Raw genomic sequence first — 19138 nt, 5'->3', positions numbered from 1 at the left:
CGGTCACTGCCCGGAAAGGCGCCCTGGTCGAGACCGATCACGCACACCACGCGATAGGGCAGGCTGCGCAGCGCCGGCAGTGCCGAGAAGGTGACCGTGCCGCCGGGGACGCCGCCGCGAGTTCGGGCCGGGCTGGGACATCCTGACCAGCGACCTGTCCGACGCGCTGCGCGAGTTCGGCTACGAGCGCCTCGGCCCGCGCGAGCTGGCCGATCTGCGCAATCATGGCGTGACCGCCGAGTACATCACCGCGCTGCGTGAAGCGGGCATAACCGATCTGCGCGTGAAGGATTTGGTCGAGCTGCGCAATCACGGCGTCGATCCGGAGTTCGCGGGGCGCATCCGCGAGGTCTTCCCCGACGTGCGCGTCAAGGACATCCGCGAGCTGGCGATCCACAACATCGACCCCGAATACGTGGCCGAGGTCCGCGAGGTCTTCCCCGACGTCACCGTCAAGCAGCTCGTTGAGTTCGGCATCCACGGCATCGAGGCGCACGACGTCAGCCAGCTTCGCGCCGCCCTGCCCGACATCACCACCCGCCAGATCGTAGAATTTGGTATCCACGGCATCGAGCCGGACTACGTGATCGCCATGCGCGAGTACTTCCCGAACCTCTCCCCACGCGAGATCGTGGAGCTTGGTATTCACGGCATCGAGCCGGAAAGCGTCGCGGGCCTGCGGAACATCTTTCCGTCGATGAGCGCGAAAGAGATCGTAGAGTTCGGCATCCACGGCATCGAGCCGGAATACGTCGCGGCGCTGCACACCAATCTGCCCGAAATGTCCACGAAAGAGATCGTGGAATTCGGCATCCACGGCATCGAGCCAGAATACGTTGCGGCGCTGCGCACGGCGTTCCCGGCCATCAGTGCCCGCGAGATCACCAAGTACGGCGTGCACGGCCTCGATCCCGACTACGCCGCCACGATACGCGAAGCCCTGCCGGAAATGGATCTACGCGAGATCACGCAGTTGGGCGTGCAGAACATCCCGGCTGAGTCTGTGGCCCGCCTCACGCGCGAAATGGCCGAACGCGGCTATACCGGACTGCGGGCCAAAGACATCGCGGCCATGTATCACCAGGACTTCGACCCGGCGTTCGTGGATGAAGTCAAGCGCATCGGCTTCGATGTACTGCCGCTGCGCCAGCTCATCGAGCTGTGGGCGTACAACGTGGACGAGCGCTACGTCGAGGACGTGCGCGAGTCGGGCCGCCCCAACGTCACCGTCGAGGAGTTGATCCAGCTCCGCCGGACGGAGCGGCGCGACTTCGAGCGCCAGATGGAGCGCCTGCACCGCGAGCTGCGCGACCTGGACTTTGCCGACATCGTGAACGCCGACCAGTTGGTGGACCTCATGGCGCTGGGCGTCGATCTGGACGAGCTGCGCGCCGTGCGCGAGGCCGATCCCGACCTCACCCTGCGCGAGTTGATTCGCCAGCGCCGCGCCGAGCGGCACGACCCTGAAGACGACGAACGGTAAACGCTCGTTTCCAGGCACAGACTAAACACGAGGCGCACCCAACCGGATGCGCCTCGTTTATTTTGTGTGGTGGATGCCAGTGCATAACTTCCAGACCGTCGCGGGCGACGGCTTCCATCGAGCTATCGCTGCGTTCTGCGATCTCGCGAATGCGCTTGAACACGTCTTCCGAAAGCGTGACCGACAGAGATCGTGTGAGTGCCATCGCCCTTTACCCGTCTGTCTCAACGTGCCGCCATTACGATTCGTACAGGGGCGCATCCGGTTAGGCGTACCTTAGTTCGTTGGTGCGCAGATCCAAATCGGGGTTAAAACCATCTTCCCAGTTCTTCAAGTGCCATTTGAAACCTCTTTACACTCGGATCACATGGGCTTAACGCTCGCCCTCTACCCTGGACGTGTGGGTTTTGCTCCGCCATGCGCGGATGGAGCATACATGTTCCTGAGGAGGAGCACAGTATATGAAACAGCAACGCTTAGCCAGATGGTTCGGTGCATTTGCAGGGTTAGCGCTGCTGGCCAGCGGACTGCCTGCCATGCACACCCAGGCGCAGACTGCTGCCGAATTCAGCGGCATTGTCTTCGAGGATCTGAACCAGAACGGCGCGTACGACACGGACGAGCAGGGGATCGCGGGGGTCGCGGTTTCCAATGGCCGCGAGGTCGTGCAAACGGGCGCGGGCGGCGCATATACGCTGCCGCTGTATGATGGGATGGTCGTGTTTGCCGTCAAGCCGTCGGGCTATGCTTTCCCGCTCGATGAAAACAACCTGCCCCGGTTCTCCTATGTGTACGAGCCGAACGGCTCGCCCGAGTTTATCGCGGAATATGACGGAGTCGCGCCGACAGGCGAACTGCCCGCGTCGGTTGATTTCGCGCTAGTGAAGGTCGATGAGCTGGATACCTTCGACGCGCTGATGGTGGGCGACACGCAGGTTACCAACGGCGACGAAGTGAGCTACCTGCGTGACGACATCGTGTCTGAACTGACCGATACCGGTGCGGAACTGGCCCTGATGATGGGCGACAATGTCAACGACAACCTCTCGCTCTACGACCGTTATCTGAGTGTGATGAGCGCCATCGGCCTGCCGATGTACTTTGTGCCCGGCAACCACGACACGAACTACGATTCGCCCAACGAGCAGTACCAGTACGAAACGTTCAAGCGTTTCTTTGGCCCGACCTACTATTCCTTCAACTACGGCCAGGTGCACTTCGTAATTCTCGATGATGTGATGTGGGACGGCTCGGCGTATCACGGCGAACTGGGCGAACAGCAGCTTGAATGGCTGGCGAACGATCTCGCGCTCGTACCGCAGGATGCGCTGATCGTGCTCAATATGCACATCCCGCTGGCCTCGTGGCAGGACCGCGCCTCCGCCCAGCACGCCCTCGCGGACCGCGACCAGATGTTCGCGCTGCTCGAAGGCCGTCCGGCCATCGCGCTCGCCGGGCACACACATACCCTGGAACGTTTCATGCCCGGTGAAGAAGTCGAGGGCTGGGGCGAAGCGATGCCCATCCAGCAGATTATCGTTGGCGCGGCCTGTGGGTCGTGGTGGTCCGGCGACAAGGACGAACGCGGTATTCCGGCCAGCTACCAGCGCGACGCCGCCCCGAATGGCTACATGATCTTCCACTTCGAAGGCAACCAGTTCAGCGAGCAGTACATCCCCGCCGGCAGCCCGGTTTCCGACAACATGATCCTGTCATTCGACAGCCGCCTGGGCGCGAATACGCCGCAGGACGTGGTTACTCCCGGCGAACTGAGCAGCACCACGTTGGTCGCCAATATCTTCAGCGGATCGCGTGAATCGGCGGTGGACTATCGCATCGACGATGGCCCGGCTGTGCCGATGACCAAAGACAACAACGTGACCGATCCGTACGTCATGGCGCAAACCGCATCCCTGGAAGACTGGCTCTACCCGGTGTCTTCGACGCACATCTGGACCGCTCCGCTGTCCACGGACCTGACTCCCGGCGCGCACACCATCACCGTGACGACGACGGACATGTACGGCCAGACGTTCGAAGGCGTGAAAGTGTTCGAGGTTTGGGCGACCGAATAAGCCCACTCGTGCCGCAGGGGACGTCGGCATGAGAGGATAAACATGCGGGGCCGGAATTCCGGCCCCGCATGTTGTGTGTATGTAGTGTATATAACCCCTTACACCAGCTCCGTATCGCCGCAGCCGGTGAACTCCATATACTCGGCCAGGAAGCGTCCGGTGAAGCTTTCCGGGACCTGCGCGACCTCTTCCGGCGTGCCCTCCGCGACGAGGTAACCGCCCTCTTCGCCGCCCTCCGGCCCCAGGTCGATGATGTGGTCGGCCACCTTGATGATGTCCGGGTTGTGCTCGATGATCAGCACCGTGTTGCCCTTGTCCACCAGTTCTTGCAGCACGCTGATCAGCCGCGCGACGTCGGCGGTGTGCAGGCCGGTCGAGGGTTCGTCCAGCACGTAGATCGTCTGGCCGGTCGCGCGCTTCGACAGCTCGCGGCTCAGCTTGACGCGCTGCGCCTCACCACCGGACAGCGTCGGCGCGGGCTGGCCGATACGGATATACCCCAGGCCGACCGCCGCCAGCGTCTCCAGCTTGGGCCGGATCGCCGGGATGTTGGTGAAGAACTCCAGCCCTTCGCTGACCGTCATGTCCAACACGTCCGCGATGCTCTTGCCCTTGTACTTCACCTGCAGCGTCTCGTGGTTATAACGCGCGCCGTGGCACACCTCGCACGGGACGTAAATATCGGGCAGGAACTGCATCTCGATCCGCAGCTGGCCCTCGCCCTGGCAGTTCTCGCAGCGCCCGCCCTTCACGTTGAAACTGAAGCGGCCCGGCGTGTACCCGCGAATCTTGCTCTCCGGCAGTTCCGCGAACAGCGTGCGGATCGCGTCGAACATCTTGGTATACGTGCCTGGATTGCTGCGCGGCGTGCGGCCAATCGGGGACTGGTCGATGTGAATCACCTTGTCGATGTTTTCCAGCCCTTCGATGCTGTCGTGCTGGCCGGGGCGATCTTTCGCGCCCCACACCACCTGCGCCAGCTTCTTATAGAGCACTTCGATCATCAGCGTGGACTTGCCCGACCCGCTGACGCCCGTGATCACGATCAGCTTGCCCAGCGGCACGCTGACGTCGATGTCCTTCAGGTTGTTCTCGCGCGCGCCGTGCACGACGATCGCTTTGCCGTTACCGGCGCGGCGCTGCGGCGGCGTGGGGATGCACTTGCGTCCCGACAGGTACGCCCCCGTGATGCTGTTGGGATCGGCCATGATCTGCTTGGGCGTGCCCTGCGCGATCACCTGCCCGCCGTGCTCGCCCGCACCGGGACCCAGGTCCACGATCCAGTCGGCGGAGAGCATCGTCTCGTGGTCGTGCTCGACCACCAGCAGCGTATTGCCCAGGTCGCGCATGTTGATCAGCGCCTCGATCAGCCGGGCGTTGTCGCGCTGGTGCAGGCCGATGCTCGGCTCGTCCAGCACGTACAGCACGCCCGTGAGCTGGCTGCCGATCTGCGTCGCCAGCCGGATACGCTGCGCTTCACCGCCGGAGAGCGTCCCGGCGGTGCGGCCCAACGAGAGGTAGTCCAGCCCCACGTTGACCATGAACTGCGCGCGCGCCTCGATCTCTTTAAGGATCTGGTGTCCGATCGTCTGATCCCGCTCCGACAGGCGCGGGTGGCCGTTGACGCTCGGCCCGGTCCCGCGCAGGCTCTGCACCCAGCGCAGCAGCCCCTTGATCGGCATGGCGGTCACTTCGTTGATGGGCCGCCCCGCGACCGTCACGGCCAGCGCTTCGGGGCGCAGACGGTTGCCGCCGCACGCCTCGCACGGGCGCTCGCTCATGAACTCCTCGTACTTGGCGCGCATGTAGTCGGAGGTCGTTTCCTGGTAGCGGCGCGCCGTGTTGGTCAGCACGCCCTCGAACGGCGTATCGTAGCTGAACCGGCTGCCGTCGTTGCGCTGGTGCTGTACGCGCACTTTACCCTTGCCGCCGTACAGCAGGATCTTCTGGTGTTCCGGTTTCAGGTCTTCCCACGGCACGTCCGACGGGATGCCGTAATGGTGGCACGCGGCCAGCAGCATCGTGCGCGTCCAACTGTCGTTGCTGGACGTGTTCCACGGGGCCAGCGCGCCCTGCTCCACGCTCAGCATCCGGTTCGGGACCATCAGGTCCGGGTCGAACTCGCGCTTGACGCCTAACCCCTGGCAGACCGGGCACGCGCCGTGCGGACTGTTGAACGAAAACGTGCGCGGCTCGATCTCCGGCAGACTGATGTGGCCGTGCACGCACGCGAGATGCTCGCTGAACAGGTGATCGACCGGGTTCTCGCGGTCGGTGAGGTCGTTGACCACCACCACGCCGTCGCCCATTTCCATCGCCGTCTCGACCGAGTCGGTCAGGCGGCTGCGCGCGGCGTTGGCTTCGTCGCCATCGGGATCGTCGAACTGGCGAATAACCAGCCGGTCCACCACCACCTCGATCGTGTGCATCTTGTAGCGTTCCAGCTCGATCTCTTCCGACAGGTCGTAGACCTCGCCGTTGATGCGCGCACGCACGAAGCCCGCCTTGCGGATATCGTCCAGCACGCGCTCGTGACGCCCCTTGCGATCCTTGATGACGGGCGCGAGCACCTGGATGCGCGTGCCGTCCGCCCAATGCTCGATCGTGTCCACGATCTGCTGCGGCGACTGCGCGACCACTTCCTCGCCGCACACCGGGCAGTGTGGGATGCCGATGCGCGCGTAGAGCAGGCGCATGTAGTCGTAAATCTCGGTGACCGTGCCGACCGTCGAGCGCGGGTTGTTGCTCACGCTCTTCTGGTCGATGGAGATCGACGGCGACAGGCCCTCAATTTGATCCACGTCGGGCTTGTCCATCTGGCCGAGGAACTGGCGTGCGTAAGCCGACAGCGACTCGACGTAGCGGCGCTGGCCCTCCGCGAAGATCGTGTCGAATGCCAGCGAGCTTTTGCCGCTCCCGCTCAGCCCGGTAATCACCACGAGCTTGTCGCGCGGGATGGTAACGTCGATGTTCTTCAAATTATGCTCACGCGCGCCGCGCACGACGATCTGGTTTTGTGACATACAGGTCAACCTCGTATAGCTCTGTGGGTGAGCGCAGGTGTAAGGAGATGGCGTGGCAGCAGAATGAGATCGAACAGATGTATCATGAACGCCTGTTCTGTAGTGTACTGCTTGGCCCTGCCCCTGTCAATGCTTCAGGACGCCTCATCCGGGCCCCTGCGCGATCCGAGAGTCTAACAAACTGGGCGCCCCTCAGCAACGTTATTAACGACTTGTTGATGTTACGTCACGATTCCCATTGTCTTTGATCGATCTCCGCTCAAATGCGCCGCCGTACCCCGCTTTTGAAGCCCTGTCAAGACGGGCATATAGGGAATCTGTCTCATTGACCAGCCGTTTACAGCCTTTTACACTGTCTTTACATTTTTAGGAGGAATATGCGTATGTGTCGTAACCGTATCGTGCAGGTCCTGCTCATTCTTGTCGTGGCGCTGTCCGCCGTGCAGCTCGCACCGGCCCACCGCGCCGCCGCGCAAAGCGACGATCAGCATGTACTGGACGTGCTCGCCAAGGTTAATCAGGTCCGGGCCGAAGCTGGCCTGGGCGCTCTCACGCTCAACGACGCCCTGAATGCGGCGGCGCAGCGGCAAATCAACGACATGACCAGCAATGACTTTCTGGGTCACACCGGCTCGGACGGCTCCAACCCCGGGCAGCGGATCAGCGACGCCGGATATTCCTGGCGCGCAGCAGGCGAAAACGCACTCTATCGTTTTGACTATAGTGTTGATGGCGCGGTCGGGCAGTGGGTAGACAGTCCCTCGCACCGGGCCGCCATGCTGAACGCGGCCTACGTGGACGCGGGGATCGCCTATGGGCAGTCGGCCTCCGGCAAGGTGTACTACGTGCTGGTGATGGCCGCGCCGATGTAAAGGCGTCTGGGGGGCAAGATCTAACGGGGATGGGCCGCGCGGTCCGTCCCCGTTTTTAATTCCGCCGGGTCACATCACCTCACCCCCTGCCCCAATCGACTTGGCGAACGGAGGCAGGCAGCGCCGGACGGGGTTCTGTAGGGGCGGGTTTCTAACCCGCCCGCCTTTTTATATATGCGAATCAAACGGCCAAAACGCTTGATCTGAGGGTGGACTTAGGGGTGAGGTGTCGCGTTCTACCCCGCCAGCGCCAGCGTATCGCAGTCCGCGGTGCCGCCGATGCCCACCTTCAGATCGACCTTCGCGCCGACGCTGTACTGCGCCCAGGTCGCTTCGTCGTTGAACTCGCACGTATGCGTGTCACCCTCGCTGTCCTTGACGATCACGCTGTACGTCTCGTGCCGCTCGGACTCGCGCTCCTTGCCATACGTGCCGCCCGCCAGCGAGAAGGCGGGCCATTCGGGCGCAGGCTGCTCGCCCTCCCCGTTCGCGGAAACGCTGCGTCCCGGCAGCCAGCGGTCCACCGTGTACTCGCAGTACTGGTCGTACACTGGCTCGTCGCGGTAATCGGTCACGGTCGTGCACTGCCGCTCGAAGCTGCCGTCGCCCTTGTCCACGTCCTTGCATTCCTCGTGCGAGCCGTCTTCGACCTTCTTCGTGCCGTGCTGTTTACGCTCGCAGTCGATCCCGTACGCGTCGCCCGGCACGTCGTCTTCCCAGTCTTCGTTATTGACCTGCCGGTACACCTGCAAATCGACGGAGCGCTCCCATGTCATCTGCTCGACTTCGCCCGTCACGGCCTTGCTGTACGTCACCGCGTAGATGATCCCGGCGCACACCAGGATCAGCACGCCGATGACCGCCGCCAGGATCACGCGGCCTTTGGTCGTGCTCAAAAAACCGGGGGCGTCTTTCGTCACCCCGGCGCGTTTCATTTCCGCGTCGAACTGATCCTTGACCACGTCCCGGCGCGTATCCGCCGTCGCAGCGCCCCGGCCCAGGTCGCGCGCGCCCTGCGTTTGCACCGCCTGCCCGGTCGCCAGATCCGCACCGCACTCGCCGCAAAACTTGCTCGCCGCGCTGTTCGGCTGGCCGCACGCGGGGCACGTCACGTCCGCCCCGACGTATTTGTGATCGGCCAGCGCCACCATATCTTCTTCCGCCGGGAAATAGCGCCAGGCAGGATCTTGCGCTGCGCCGCAGTTCGGGCAGTGCCGGTGCGTCACGCCCAGCAGTTTTGCCGTCCCGCAAAACCGGCAGTCCCACAGCATCTGGTACGAGCCAGCGCCGCGCCGCCCGTCCGATGCCGCCCCCTCGTTATTTGCTTGCGACATGTCTATCCCTCGTTATGAAACCTGATGCCAGATAAAAATCGGAGCGTGGCGAAAGGCGACCCGCGCGCCTTCGGTCCCGGCCCTGGTTTGGGGTCGTTTTATGTTCCGTTGATGGCTAGCATACACGCCCTTTGGACGCCCCGCAACCACTCCGCGCCGCCTCGCTTTAAGCATACCATTAACAGCTTACACACTGGGAACTTGCCTGAGACTGGCATCTATTCGCGCTTGTGTTTATCATGGAGTTACCAGAAAGAGACACCAACTCCCCTTTTTGGCTGGAGAGGAGCACCTTTGCGTGGCTAAAAAATCTAAGAAAAAAGACGCCCCACAATCATCCGAACAACAAGAATGGGTCCGGCCCGCGTTTATGCTCGGCATCGACCTGGGCGGCACGAAAATTCTGGCCGCCGTGGTCGATCATGAAGGTCGGATTATTGGCAGCGCCAAGCGTAAAACGCACGCTGAGCGCGGCGTGGACGAGGTGATCGACCGCATCGCCAAAACCGCGCGGGACGCGGTGGCCGACGCGCACCTGGAGATGAGCCAGATCTGGGCCGTAGGCATCGGCGCGCCGGGCGTAGCCGATTACAGCGCTGGCGTGATCGAGTTCGCGCCCAATCTCGCCAACTGGGTCAACGTCGCGCTGGGTCCGCGCCTGCATAACCTGTTGGGCGTGCCCGTGTTCGTGGAAAACGACGTCAACGCCGGGACGTACGGCGAAACGGCGGTCGGGGCGGCGCGTGGTTACCGCTCGGTGCTGGGCATCTTCCCCGGCACGGGCATCGGCGGCGGCATCATCATCGACGGGCGGCTGCTGCGCGGCGCGCACAACGCCGGAGCCGAAGTCGGCCACATGGTCGTGATGATCGATGGCCCGCTCTGCGGGTGCGGCAGGCGCGGCTGCATCGAAGCGCTGGCGAGCCGCACCGCCATCGAACGCGACCTGATCGGGGAAATCCACGCGGGTCGCAGCACGGTGATCGAAAAGATGGTCGATCTCAGCACGACCGGGCAGATCACCAGCGGCGTGCTGAAGGCGGCGCTCGACGAGCACGACAGCCTCGTGACGGACATCCTCGAACGCGCCGCCTACCACCTGGGCGTGTTCACGGCGAGTCTGGTCAACGCGCTCGATCCCGAATGTATCATCTACGGCGGCGGTCTGATCGAAGCGTGCGGGGACTATTTGCTGCCGATCATCAGCGATACCATGTACCGCTTCCTGATCCGCCCGGTGGACCCCGACAAGCTCCCGGTTCTTCCGGCGGCCCTGGGCGACAACGCGGTGCTGCTGGGTGCGGCGATGCTCGCCCGCGCCAGCCTGTCCGAAGCGGCGCAGTAAATCGCGCGCCGCCCGTTTATGGTCCCTGGCCGAATATCTCTGCGGCGCATCTTGCGATGTGGGCGATCAGGGGACCGGGCCGTAACCAACGGGGTTTTGTAGGGGCGGGTTTGCAACCCGCCCTATTCTTTTCCCCTTCCCCCACGCAAGCATCCGGAAGTGACCGGGGGATGGGATTCGCAACGTACGCTGTTCTGCCGTCTAAAAAACATCGTAGGGGTAGTTCGTGAACTGCCCCTACGTCTTATACCAACCGCGTTGTCCTGCCTGGGGATGCGATCTGCGCCGGGTGGCGCGCGGGCGTCGTCCCAATCCCGCTCCCCTAATCGCCGGTTCCCGCCTGCGGTTTGACCAATCCCGACAGATCGAGGCGCTTCACGGCATTGGCCGGAGACGCCTTCTGCTGGCGCTCCGCGATCGGCAGCGCGAAGCTGAACTCGCTGCCCACGTCGAGCTGGCTGCGCACCGTAACCCAACCGCCGTGCGTCCGCGCGATGGTCTGCACGAGGCTCAGCCCCAGCCCGGTGCCGGGGATGTTGCGCGTGCGCTCGTCGTGCACGCGGTAAAACTGGTCGAAGACGTACTGCAGGCTGTCTTCAGGAATACCGACGCCGGTATCCTTCACGTAAACCACCGCGTAATCGCCCTCCACCGTCAGCGTCACGTCGATGGAGCCGTACGGCGTGTACTTGATCGCGTTGCTGATGAGGTTATCCACCGCCTGCCCTACCAGAATCGCGTGTCCGGTCAGAGTATGCGGCGGCACGCGGGCCTCGTGATACGTCAGCGTCAAACCCTGGCGTTCGGCCTTGGGCAGATTGCGCAGCACCATCCGCTGCACCATCGCGGGCAGTTGGTACGGCTGCGCCGTTTCGTGCCCCAGCGATTCGGCCATTTCCAGGTCGGACACGTCCTGAATCAACTGCTCCATGCGCTCCAGGCTGTTGACGATCATGCCCATCAACTGCTCGCGCTGGCTCGCGTCGAGATCCGGCTCGTCCAGCAGATCGATCGAGCCGCGCGCCAGCCCCAGCGGATTGCGCAAATCGTGCGAGAGGATGTGGATCAGGTCGGACTTCATGCGGTCCAGGCGGCGAAGCTGCGAAATATCCTGCGCCACCGCCACGTAACGCTCGATCTCTCCCGTCGGCGTGGCAATCGGCGCGATGTGCAGCAAATATTCGCCCGCCACGCCCAGGTCCAATTCGATGATCGGGGCGCTGAGGGCCTGAATGTCCTGGTCGGGGGCCACCTCGCGCAGCAAATCGACCACGCGCCGGTCGTGAATAGCTTCGTATTCCAGCCCCAACCGGCTCAGGATGCGCCGCGCTTCTGGGTTGACGAGCTGCACGCGCCCTTCGGCATCGCACACCATCACTCCGGCGGCGGTGTGATCGAGGATCGCGCGAAGCTGCTGGCGCTCCTGCCGGACCGTCTCGTGAAGCTGCGCCTTGCTGATCGCAATCGCGGCCTGCGGAGCCAGCATCAGCAGCGTTTCCCGCGCCTCCGCCACGTCTTCCGGCGGCATGTTCATCGCCGCCACCTGAAGCACGCCCAGCACGCGATCGCGGTAGGTCAGCGGCACGCCGAACAGGGTCGCGCCCGGCGGCATGGGCTGCGCCAGCTCGGGCACAGCGTTTTCCCACTGCTTGTAATCGGCAACCACCATCGGCTGCCGCGACAGCACGATCATGCCCGCCATACCCTGCCCCGGCTCGAAGCGGAACCCCACCGGGATCAGGTCGGGCGGGTTGGCCGCGCTGACGATCAGGCTGCGATCCGGCTGCACCAGCGTCACCGAGCCGACGTTGCCGCCGACCAGCCGCACCGCCTCGTCCACGATGCGGTTCAGCAGCCGGTCCACGGTCAGATCTTCCGCGATCAGGCGCGCCACCTCTCCGACGGCACGCTGGCGCTGTTCGGCGCGGTTGAGCCGCACGGACAACCGCAGATTACGCACGGCGGTCGCCACCTGCGCCGCGAACAGGCGGCCCAACTGTAAATGACCGCCGTCGAACCGTCCCGGCGTCTCGGAAAACAGGCCCACGAACCCGATGATGTGATTGTCGATGATCAGCGGCAGCCGCATGTACGAGCGCGCGCCCATCGACTCAGCCTCACGTCGCTGCGCGCTGGCTGGCGTATCCGTGCCCACGGTCCGCAGCATCACCTCGTCGCCCAGATACACCATGCGCTGCTCAGGCGACAGCGATTGGAACGTTTCCTGACAGGTCGCCACGTAGGCTTTGGAGACGCCCAGGTGCAGCGCGTCGCTGACGTCGCTGTAACTGGGATCCACCAGCAGCACGGCGATGTTATCGGCATCGACCGCCACCCGCGCCACGTGACGCAGGTCGGCCAGAATATTCGATTCGCGGATCGAGCCGGGCACATTGAGCGCGGATTGCAGCAGCCCTTCCAGGTGCGCGAGCCGTTTTTCGAGCACCTCGACGCGGGCGGGCGTGGACATTTCGTTTTGAGGGGCGCTTTCTTGTTCGAGCGGCTGGAGATACGTCAGCAGGTGCAGCAGCTCGTCCGGCGGCGCGCTGCGCGACAGCACCGCGTCCGCCTGCAAATCTTTGCCGTTGGTCGCGCCGGTCGTCAGCGCGATCAGAGCCGTGTCGGGGCGAATTTCTCGAACGCGTGCCAGCAGCGCCTCGCTGCTCTCCCCCATCCATTCACAGTCCACGACGCAGGCGGCCACCTGCCCGTTGAGGACGTGTGGCAGAAGACTGCTTGTGCGGATGTTGACAACGTCGAACTGCTGCCACGCTGCGTCCAGAAGTGCGCAGTCGCCGCCAAGCCAAAGGATGGTGAGTGGCTCACGCATCAAAAACGACCGATCCGTTCAGAAAAAAACCATCGCTCAAGAGTCGCAGCACTGCGACGCGCCCGGAGGATCTTGGGTTGGCTGAGTGCGGTGCGTGCCAGTAAGGTGCGCCACCCCCCGTTTTGTGCCTGATTCGGTACCGCGCGCAGACAGTGCGAAACATCCACATATGGAAGATCGCAGGAACAGGACTATAGTCATGCCCCACAACCCGATCATAACATACCCCCCGTCTTAGGAGAAATAAGTGTGTTCCCTGAAGGGGTAAATCGTTGCAGGATTTAACAAAAGTTTCATTACTTTTGAACAGTTCGAGCGCAAAAACGCCATCTGCGCCATCCCCGTACGAGTTTTATATGAAACGCGTAAAGTTAACTCCGGCGCGCCATTCCTGCGGTATAATCAACTTGTTCGTTTATCGTAACGTGTAAACGTGCGGAACTTCGTGGACCAGGAGCCTGAGATGGATATTTATCGTCCCCCTGTAACAGTGGCAGCAAGCACCCCTCGTGTCAACGTCAACGAGGTCATGAAGGGTGTCTACATGTGGATGACGGCGGGCCTGGGCACGAGCGCCCTCGTCGCGGTGCTGTTCGCGGCGACCGGTCTGACCCTGACCCTTTACCCGGCGTACATCCTCTTCCTGTTTGCCGAGCTTGGATTGGTCTGGTATCTCTCCGCGCGCATCATGCGGATGCCCGCCCAGCGCGCGACGACCATGTTTCTGATTTACGCCGCGCTCAACGGCGCGACCCTGTCGGTGATCCTCTACGCATTCGCGCTGAGTGACATCTACGTCGCCCTGTTTGCCACCGCCGCTATGTTCGGCGCGATGAGCATCGTGGGCTATACGACCACGGTGGACCTGTCGAAGATGGGATCGCTGCTGTTCATGGCCCTTATCGGCCTGATCGTCGCCAGCATCGTCAACATCTTCCTGGCGAGCAGCGCCCTGTACTGGATCGTCAGCTACGCGGGCGTGATCATCTTCACCGGCCTGACCGCTTACGATACCCAGCGCATCAAGAATCAGGTGGTGCTGATCGACCAGATGTCTGCCGAAGGTGACACCGCCACGCTGACGCGCCGCGTGTCGATCCTCGGCGCGCTGATCCTGTACCTGGACTTCGTGAACCTGTTCCTGTTCATCCTTCGCATTGTGGGCCGCCGTCGCTAAACCCGCAGCACGAACGTGGTTTTTGACAGGGCGTGCCGGGTGGCGCGCCCTGTTTGATTCAATGCCCGAAGGTGTCTCGTTTCCATTCCGCTGACAGGTAACCAGGAGTGCCCGCCATGCCCGACGATATCAAGTCCCTGACCCAACGGCAGTTCGCCGCCCACGCCGACGCCTACGTGACTGCGCAGGCGCACGCCTCCGGCTACAGCCTCGACCGCGTGATCGAGCTGCTCGATCCGCAGCCGGGCTGGCGCGTGCTCGACGTGGCGACGGGCGGCGGGCATACCGCGCTGGCCGTCGCGCGGCGCGGCGCGTGGACCATTTCCAGCGACCTCACCCACGCCATGCTGCTCGCCGCGCGCAAGAATCACGTCGCCAGCGGCCAGCCTCAGATCGTGCACGCGCGCCTCGATGCCGAGCACCTGCCCTTCGCGGCGGGCACGTTCGACGCGGTGACGTGCCGCGTCGCGCCGCATCACTTCCCCGACGTGGCGCAGTTCGTGCGCGAAGCCGCCCGCGTGACGCGCCCCGGCGGGATCGTCGCGGTCATCGACCAGCTCGCCCCCGGCGAGCCGAAGGCCGCGCGCTACGTCAATTCTGTCGATAAGCTGCGCGATCCGAGTCACAACTGGGCTTACAGCAAGGTCGAATGGAAGGGCTTTTTTACCGGGGCGGATCTGACCGTCGAGCACTACGAGGACTTCGACACGCGCCACGACCTCGTGCCCTGGGCGGAGCGCATGGGCTGCGATCCGGCCACCATCCAGCGCCTGCGAGCGATGCTGGTCCAGGCGCCTCCGCCCGCCGCCGCGTGGATGAAGCCCGATCTGCCGCCCGGCGGGGAGATGTCCTTCGTCATCCGCCAGTTCCTGATGATCGGTCGCCGCGCCTGAGTCCGGTTACGCCCGCCAACCAACCATTGATCGCACACCAAAAAGGGGCGGAAGATTGATCCCGCCCCTGCAATTTTCCGTCATATATCACCCAATTCCTCTCACCAATTTGATGAAACGGAACCGGGATGAGCGGCCTTTGTGCTAACGGCTAATCGCCAACCGCTGACCGCTCCTTACGCCGTATACAGCGCCTGATAACGCGGATCGTCGCGCAGCGCGTCGAGATCGGCGTCTTCCTCGGACCACTCGCGCAGGGCGGGATCCAGGCGCAGCGCGTCCTTCAGCAGCGCGAGCGCCTCATCCGCGTCGCCTGCCAGCGCGTGAAAGCACGCCAGATTGTACTTTTGCGCGCCCTGCCAGAGCGGCGAGTCATCCACCTGGAGCAGCGCGTGCAGCATCGCCTCGTGAAGCTGATCGGCGCGTTCCGGCTGGCCGTGGGCGCGGTAGTACTCGATGATGTGATCCAGCGGGTGAATGTAGCCTTCGTCCACGATACGATCCCAGATCGGGCGATTGTCGGTGGCCCCGGCCCAGGCCGGATCGTTCAGCTCCTTGTCGGTCAGAGCGCGGGTTTGAGCCGCCAGCGCGTCCGTGGCCGCGTGGGCGTCCGCGAGAACCGCCTCCCACGATTTGTCCTGGCTGGCCTCGTAAAACTGGGCGTTTCGGCGATCCAGATCCTCGCTGGGCAGCGGCGGATCGCCCCGGCGCACCCTGTCGATCCGCTCGGCCAGGAACGACTTCCATGCGGCGCTGTGGGCGATCACGTCCTTCGCGGACCACTCTGCGAGCGTGCCAGCGGCGGCGCGCTCCGGATCGGAGAGATCAGCGATAAAGGCGGCTTCGTGCGTGTAGCCACGGTCGATCATGTCGAGGATGGTTGCCTGGGATGCCATACGAGTGTCGCTCCTGGTGAGGGTGATGTCGGGGTGGAATCGCCGGATGCGGCAGTCCTCACCCCCGGGCGCGATCGGCCCGGGGATGAGGGGCGTTACGCTGCTATCGTCAGGCGGTGGTGGTGTACAGCGCCTGATAGCGCGGATCGTCGCGCAGCGAGGCGAGATCGGCGTCTTCCTTCGACCACTCGGTCAGGTCGGGGTTCAGGGTCAACGCTTCCTTCAGCAGCGCGAGCGCCTGATCCGTGCTGCCCGCCAGCGCATAATAGCACGCCAGATTGTACTTCTGCGTACCCTGCCAGTCGGCGGAGTTATCGATCGGCATCAACGTCTCCGCGACCTGCTGGCTGATCTGCGCGGCGCGGTCGAGATGGTCGTGTTTGGCGTAATAATCGACCAGGTGCGACAGCGGGTGCGAATAGCCGTTGCCCACGATCCGCCGCCAGATCGGGCGGCTGTTGGTCGCGCCCGCCCAGGCCGGGTCGTTCATTTCCTCTTCGGTCAGCGCGCGCGTCTGGGCCGCCAGCTCGTTTTTAGCGTAGCCCGCATCCTCGATGACCATATCCCACGTCTTGTCTTTGTTGGCGTCGTAAAAATTCGCGTTGCGGTGATCGAGTTCTTCCTCGGCGGGCAGCGGCTTTCCGTGGCGCGCCTTGGCGATGATATCGGCGACGAGAGACTTCCAGGCGGCGTTGTGGGCAATCACGTCTTTCGCGGACCACGTTTCGAGCGTCCCGATAAAAGCGCGATCCTCGTCGGACAGATCCGCGATGAACGCTTCCTCCTGGGCAAAACCGCGCTCGATCAGGTCGAGGATTTTTTCTTTGGATGCCATAGAACTATCGCTCCTGGTAAAAAATACCGGCTTCTGACTCTCATTGTAGGGTAAATCAGGCCCTGCGCACACTTCCACGGCGGGCGGATCGGCACGAACGGCAGCCGTCTCCGGCGCAACGGATGCGGGGCGTACGCGGCGCACCTGCCGGACCTGCACGCCGAGCATGCCCACGCCCGCCAGCGCCAGCCCGCCGATCTCGCGCGCGTCGAGCGACTCCCCGAGGAAGATCCATGCCAGCGCCGCGATCTCGATCAGCATCGCGTTATTGATCACGCTCGATTCCGCTGCCGACAGTGTGCGCAGCGTGTGGTTCCACAGCGTAAACGCCAGCGCGGTATTGACCACCGCCAGCCACGCGATAATCACCCAGGTTTGCAGGCTGAGCGGGGGCAAACCCTGCGCCGCGATCCCCGCGACCAGCATCACCACCGCGCCGATGCCCATGCTGGTGACGGTCACCACCAGCGGCGGGATCGTGCCCCGGCGGTTGACGGCGCGCCCCAGCACGGACGACACCGTATTCGCCAGCACGCACACCAGCGCGATCCCCAGCCCGACGACCTCACGCGTGGGGATGTCGATCGGGTAGAAGTAGACGATCACGCCCACCAGATACAGCGCCAGCCCGTACCACTGCAAGCGCGTCAGCCGCTCGCCCAGCGTGAAGATGCCCAGCAGCGCCACCATGCCCGCCGAAAAACTGATCATCAGGCTGGTGGTGATGGCCGGGAGGCGTTCCAGCGCCAAAAACTGCGCCCCCTGCGTGATGCTGTAGAAGATCAGCCCCAGCACCAGCAGCAACGCCCAGTCGCGCCGCGTGAGCGCGCGCACCGCCTGCGCCCCGCCGGGACGCGTCAGCAGCACCGGCAGCAGTGCCAGGAACGCCAGCACGTAGCGCAGCCCGGCAAAGGTCAGCGCGGGCACGTCTTCTAGCCCGACCTTGATCAGAACCCACGAGGTAGACCACAGGAAAGTGACGAACAGGGCTTGCAGAACGGCACGCAGATGGGAAGAAGAAGACACGGGCGATTCAGCAGACATGCGGAGCCTCCAGGCACACCTCACAGGATAGAGACGCGATGAAACGCATCAACCTACCCCCTCTGGCATTTTGTGCCTCAAGGTGCCTGCCGCCGTGCGGCGTTCTGTCGCGCTCGGTCCAGGCCCGGCGCGTGTCCGGCGGAACCCTAGCGACCCTTCAGTTGACGGAATTGACTTCATCATAGCCTGACTGCGCCCGCCCGGCAAGAGCCAGCGCCCGCAAACAGGCCACCTGGCCCGGTCCGAAACCCACCGTCTGCCTCATGCCTCCGGCGGCGATCTGTGGTTTGATCGGAACACAATGTACCGATATGAGGCCTGGAGGACATAATGCCTGACAACCCCTCAACCGGACAGGATAAAGCACGGCGCGAACCGATCTTTGAGAACGACGACCCGCGCGAAGAAGACAGGCTGGTCACGCGCAAGACGCTTAGCGACGACTTCGGCGGCAATCGGGGCATGGACGACGAAAACAAGACGCCCAAGAGCACCGCGAAGCGCACGGAGAGTTACGTCAAAAGCGGCACGAGCAACATCGATCAGGAAATCAACCAGGGCCGGATCTGACCCGGCAAACCACACGCGCTGATGGGACGCCCGGCACACCCGCCGGGCGTTTGTGCGTCACGAGGCGACCGGTTCCAGCCAGTAATCGCCCGGCTGCCCTTCCGCGATCCAACCCTGCTGCCCCTGGTACTCGATCTGCCACCAGCGCCACGGATCGGTCGTGCCGCACACCGGCCCGCTGATCACGTCGAACACCTTCCCCGGCTGCAAACGCGTCACGACGTTCGTCTCGCCGCCTTCCGTGCTCGGCACGGAGCGCATGCGGCTGGGCAGCGGCGGATCGAGCGTCACACGCCCCTGCTGGCCGGGCGCCAGCCGGGGATCTGCCGCGCCGGGGCAGTCCACGTCGCCCACGTCGAACGGCTCGATCCACGCCACGCCGTTCATGCCGCCGCCGATCCACCCGTCCCATTCGCCCGCGCTGCTGATGCCGTGAATCTCGTACCACCAGATCGCGTCCTGGCATACCGGGCCGTCCAGCACGCCGAACGTCTGCCCCGGCGGGATCGAGCGCACCAATGCCGCGTCCAGGCCGGGCGTCTGGCGCACGCGCGTATCTTCGGCGGGCAGCAGCGTCGTCCGCCCGCCCGCCCCGGCATACAGCTCCGGCGGCGCGGCGCTGCACGAACCGTCCGCCGTCACCGGCGGCGTTGCACTGGCGGGTGACAGCGAGGGATCGAGCACGGGCAGCGCGGCAGGCGTCGCCGTAGTCGCAGATGTGCGCGTAGGGGTCGCGGTTTCCCCTTCCGCCACGACGACCG

12 protein-coding genes and 1 pseudogene are annotated in these 19138 nt (G+C 63.9%); 7 read left to right on the top strand and 6 right to left on the bottom strand.

Translation table 11 applies throughout. The features are described from left to right. Positions 1-229: 229 nt before the first annotated feature. Both V7116_RS20290 and V7116_RS20285 read left to right on the top strand, forming a co-directional pair. Positions 230-1483: a hypothetical protein gene (locus V7116_RS20290; RefSeq protein ID WP_324393798.1), complete on the top strand. Its 1254-nt coding sequence runs from the start codon at positions 230-232 to the stop codon at positions 1481-1483. Between the two features lie 461 nt (positions 1484-1944). Further along, positions 1945-3558 (top strand): calcineurin-like phosphoesterase family protein, encoded by a 1614-nt coding sequence (locus tag V7116_RS20285; RefSeq protein WP_324393797.1) that lies wholly within the window; start codon positions 1945-1947, stop codon positions 3556-3558. 98 nt (positions 3559-3656) lie between these two features. Here V7116_RS20285 and uvrA read toward each other — a convergent pair whose 3' ends face one another. Further along, positions 3657-6581: an excinuclease ABC subunit UvrA gene (uvrA, locus tag V7116_RS20280; RefSeq protein ID WP_324393796.1), complete on the bottom strand. Its 2925-nt coding sequence runs from the start codon at positions 6579-6581 to the stop codon at positions 3657-3659. A 383-nt stretch (positions 6582-6964) separates the two neighbouring features. Between uvrA and V7116_RS20275 the strand changes: the two genes are divergently transcribed. Beyond that, positions 6965-7453 carry a CAP domain-containing protein gene (locus V7116_RS20275; protein ID WP_324393795.1) on the top strand — a complete coding sequence of 163 codons (489 nt, stop codon included), beginning with the start codon at positions 6965-6967 and terminating at the stop codon, positions 7451-7453. A 236-nt stretch (positions 7454-7689) separates the two neighbouring features. Here V7116_RS20275 and V7116_RS20270 read toward each other — a convergent pair whose 3' ends face one another. Then, positions 7690-8787 carry a zinc ribbon domain-containing protein gene (locus V7116_RS20270; protein WP_324393794.1) on the bottom strand — a complete coding sequence of 366 codons (1098 nt, stop codon included), beginning with the start codon at positions 8785-8787 and terminating at the stop codon, positions 7690-7692. A gap of 298 nt (positions 8788-9085) precedes the next feature. Between V7116_RS20270 and V7116_RS20265 the strand changes: the two genes are divergently transcribed. Further along, positions 9086-10132: an ROK family protein gene (locus V7116_RS20265; RefSeq protein ID WP_324393793.1), complete on the top strand. Its 1047-nt coding sequence runs from the start codon at positions 9086-9088 to the stop codon at positions 10130-10132. 322 nt (positions 10133-10454) lie between these two features. On the opposite strand, the gene V7116_RS20260 is transcribed toward V7116_RS20265, so the two are convergent. Then, entirely contained in the window at positions 10455-12962 is a 2508-nt protein-coding gene (locus V7116_RS20260; RefSeq protein ID WP_324393792.1) for an ATP-binding protein, read from the bottom strand. A 463-nt stretch (positions 12963-13425) separates the two neighbouring features. On the opposite strand from V7116_RS20260, the gene V7116_RS20255 reads away from it, so the two are divergent. Both V7116_RS20255 and V7116_RS20250 read left to right on the top strand, forming a co-directional pair. Further along, positions 13426-14139 carry a Bax inhibitor-1/YccA family protein gene (locus V7116_RS20255; RefSeq protein ID WP_324393791.1) on the top strand — a complete coding sequence of 238 codons (714 nt, stop codon included), beginning with the start codon at positions 13426-13428 and terminating at the stop codon, positions 14137-14139. Between the two features lie 116 nt (positions 14140-14255). Then, positions 14256-15032 (top strand): class I SAM-dependent methyltransferase, encoded by a 777-nt coding sequence (locus V7116_RS20250; RefSeq protein WP_324393790.1) that lies wholly within the window; start codon positions 14256-14258, stop codon positions 15030-15032. 176 nt (positions 15033-15208) lie between these two features. On the opposite strand, the gene V7116_RS20245 is transcribed toward V7116_RS20250, so the two are convergent. Together V7116_RS20245 and V7116_RS20240 are read right to left on the bottom strand one after the other, a co-directional pair. Beyond that, positions 15209-15928: a TPR end-of-group domain-containing protein gene (locus tag V7116_RS20245; RefSeq protein ID WP_324393789.1), complete on the bottom strand. Its 720-nt coding sequence runs from the start codon at positions 15926-15928 to the stop codon at positions 15209-15211. Between the two features lie 109 nt (positions 15929-16037). Then, positions 16038-17807, bottom strand: coding sequence for an EamA family transporter (locus V7116_RS20240; protein ID WP_324393788.1), 1770 nt, complete (start codon positions 17805-17807; stop codon positions 16038-16040). Positions 17808-18137: 330 nt separating this feature from the next. Here V7116_RS20240 and V7116_RS20235 point away from each other — a divergent pair, with 330 nt between their 5' ends. After that, a complete protein-coding gene (locus V7116_RS20235; RefSeq protein ID WP_324393787.1) occupies positions 18138-18377 on the top strand; it encodes a hypothetical protein in 240 nt (79 codons plus the stop codon). A gap of 57 nt (positions 18378-18434) precedes the next feature. Here V7116_RS20235 and V7116_RS20230 read toward each other — a convergent pair. Beyond that, positions 18435-19138: pseudogene (locus tag V7116_RS20230) on the bottom strand (hypothetical protein); the annotation flags it as partial.

Origin of the sequence: Aggregatilinea sp., assembly GCF_036822615.1 — a bacterium.
In the GTDB taxonomy this organism is placed as follows: domain Bacteria; phylum Chloroflexota; class Anaerolineae; order Aggregatilineales; family Aggregatilineaceae; genus Aggregatilinea.
Note: the sequence above shows the minus strand (reverse complement) of the source record. Positions and strands in the feature narration are given on the sequence as shown.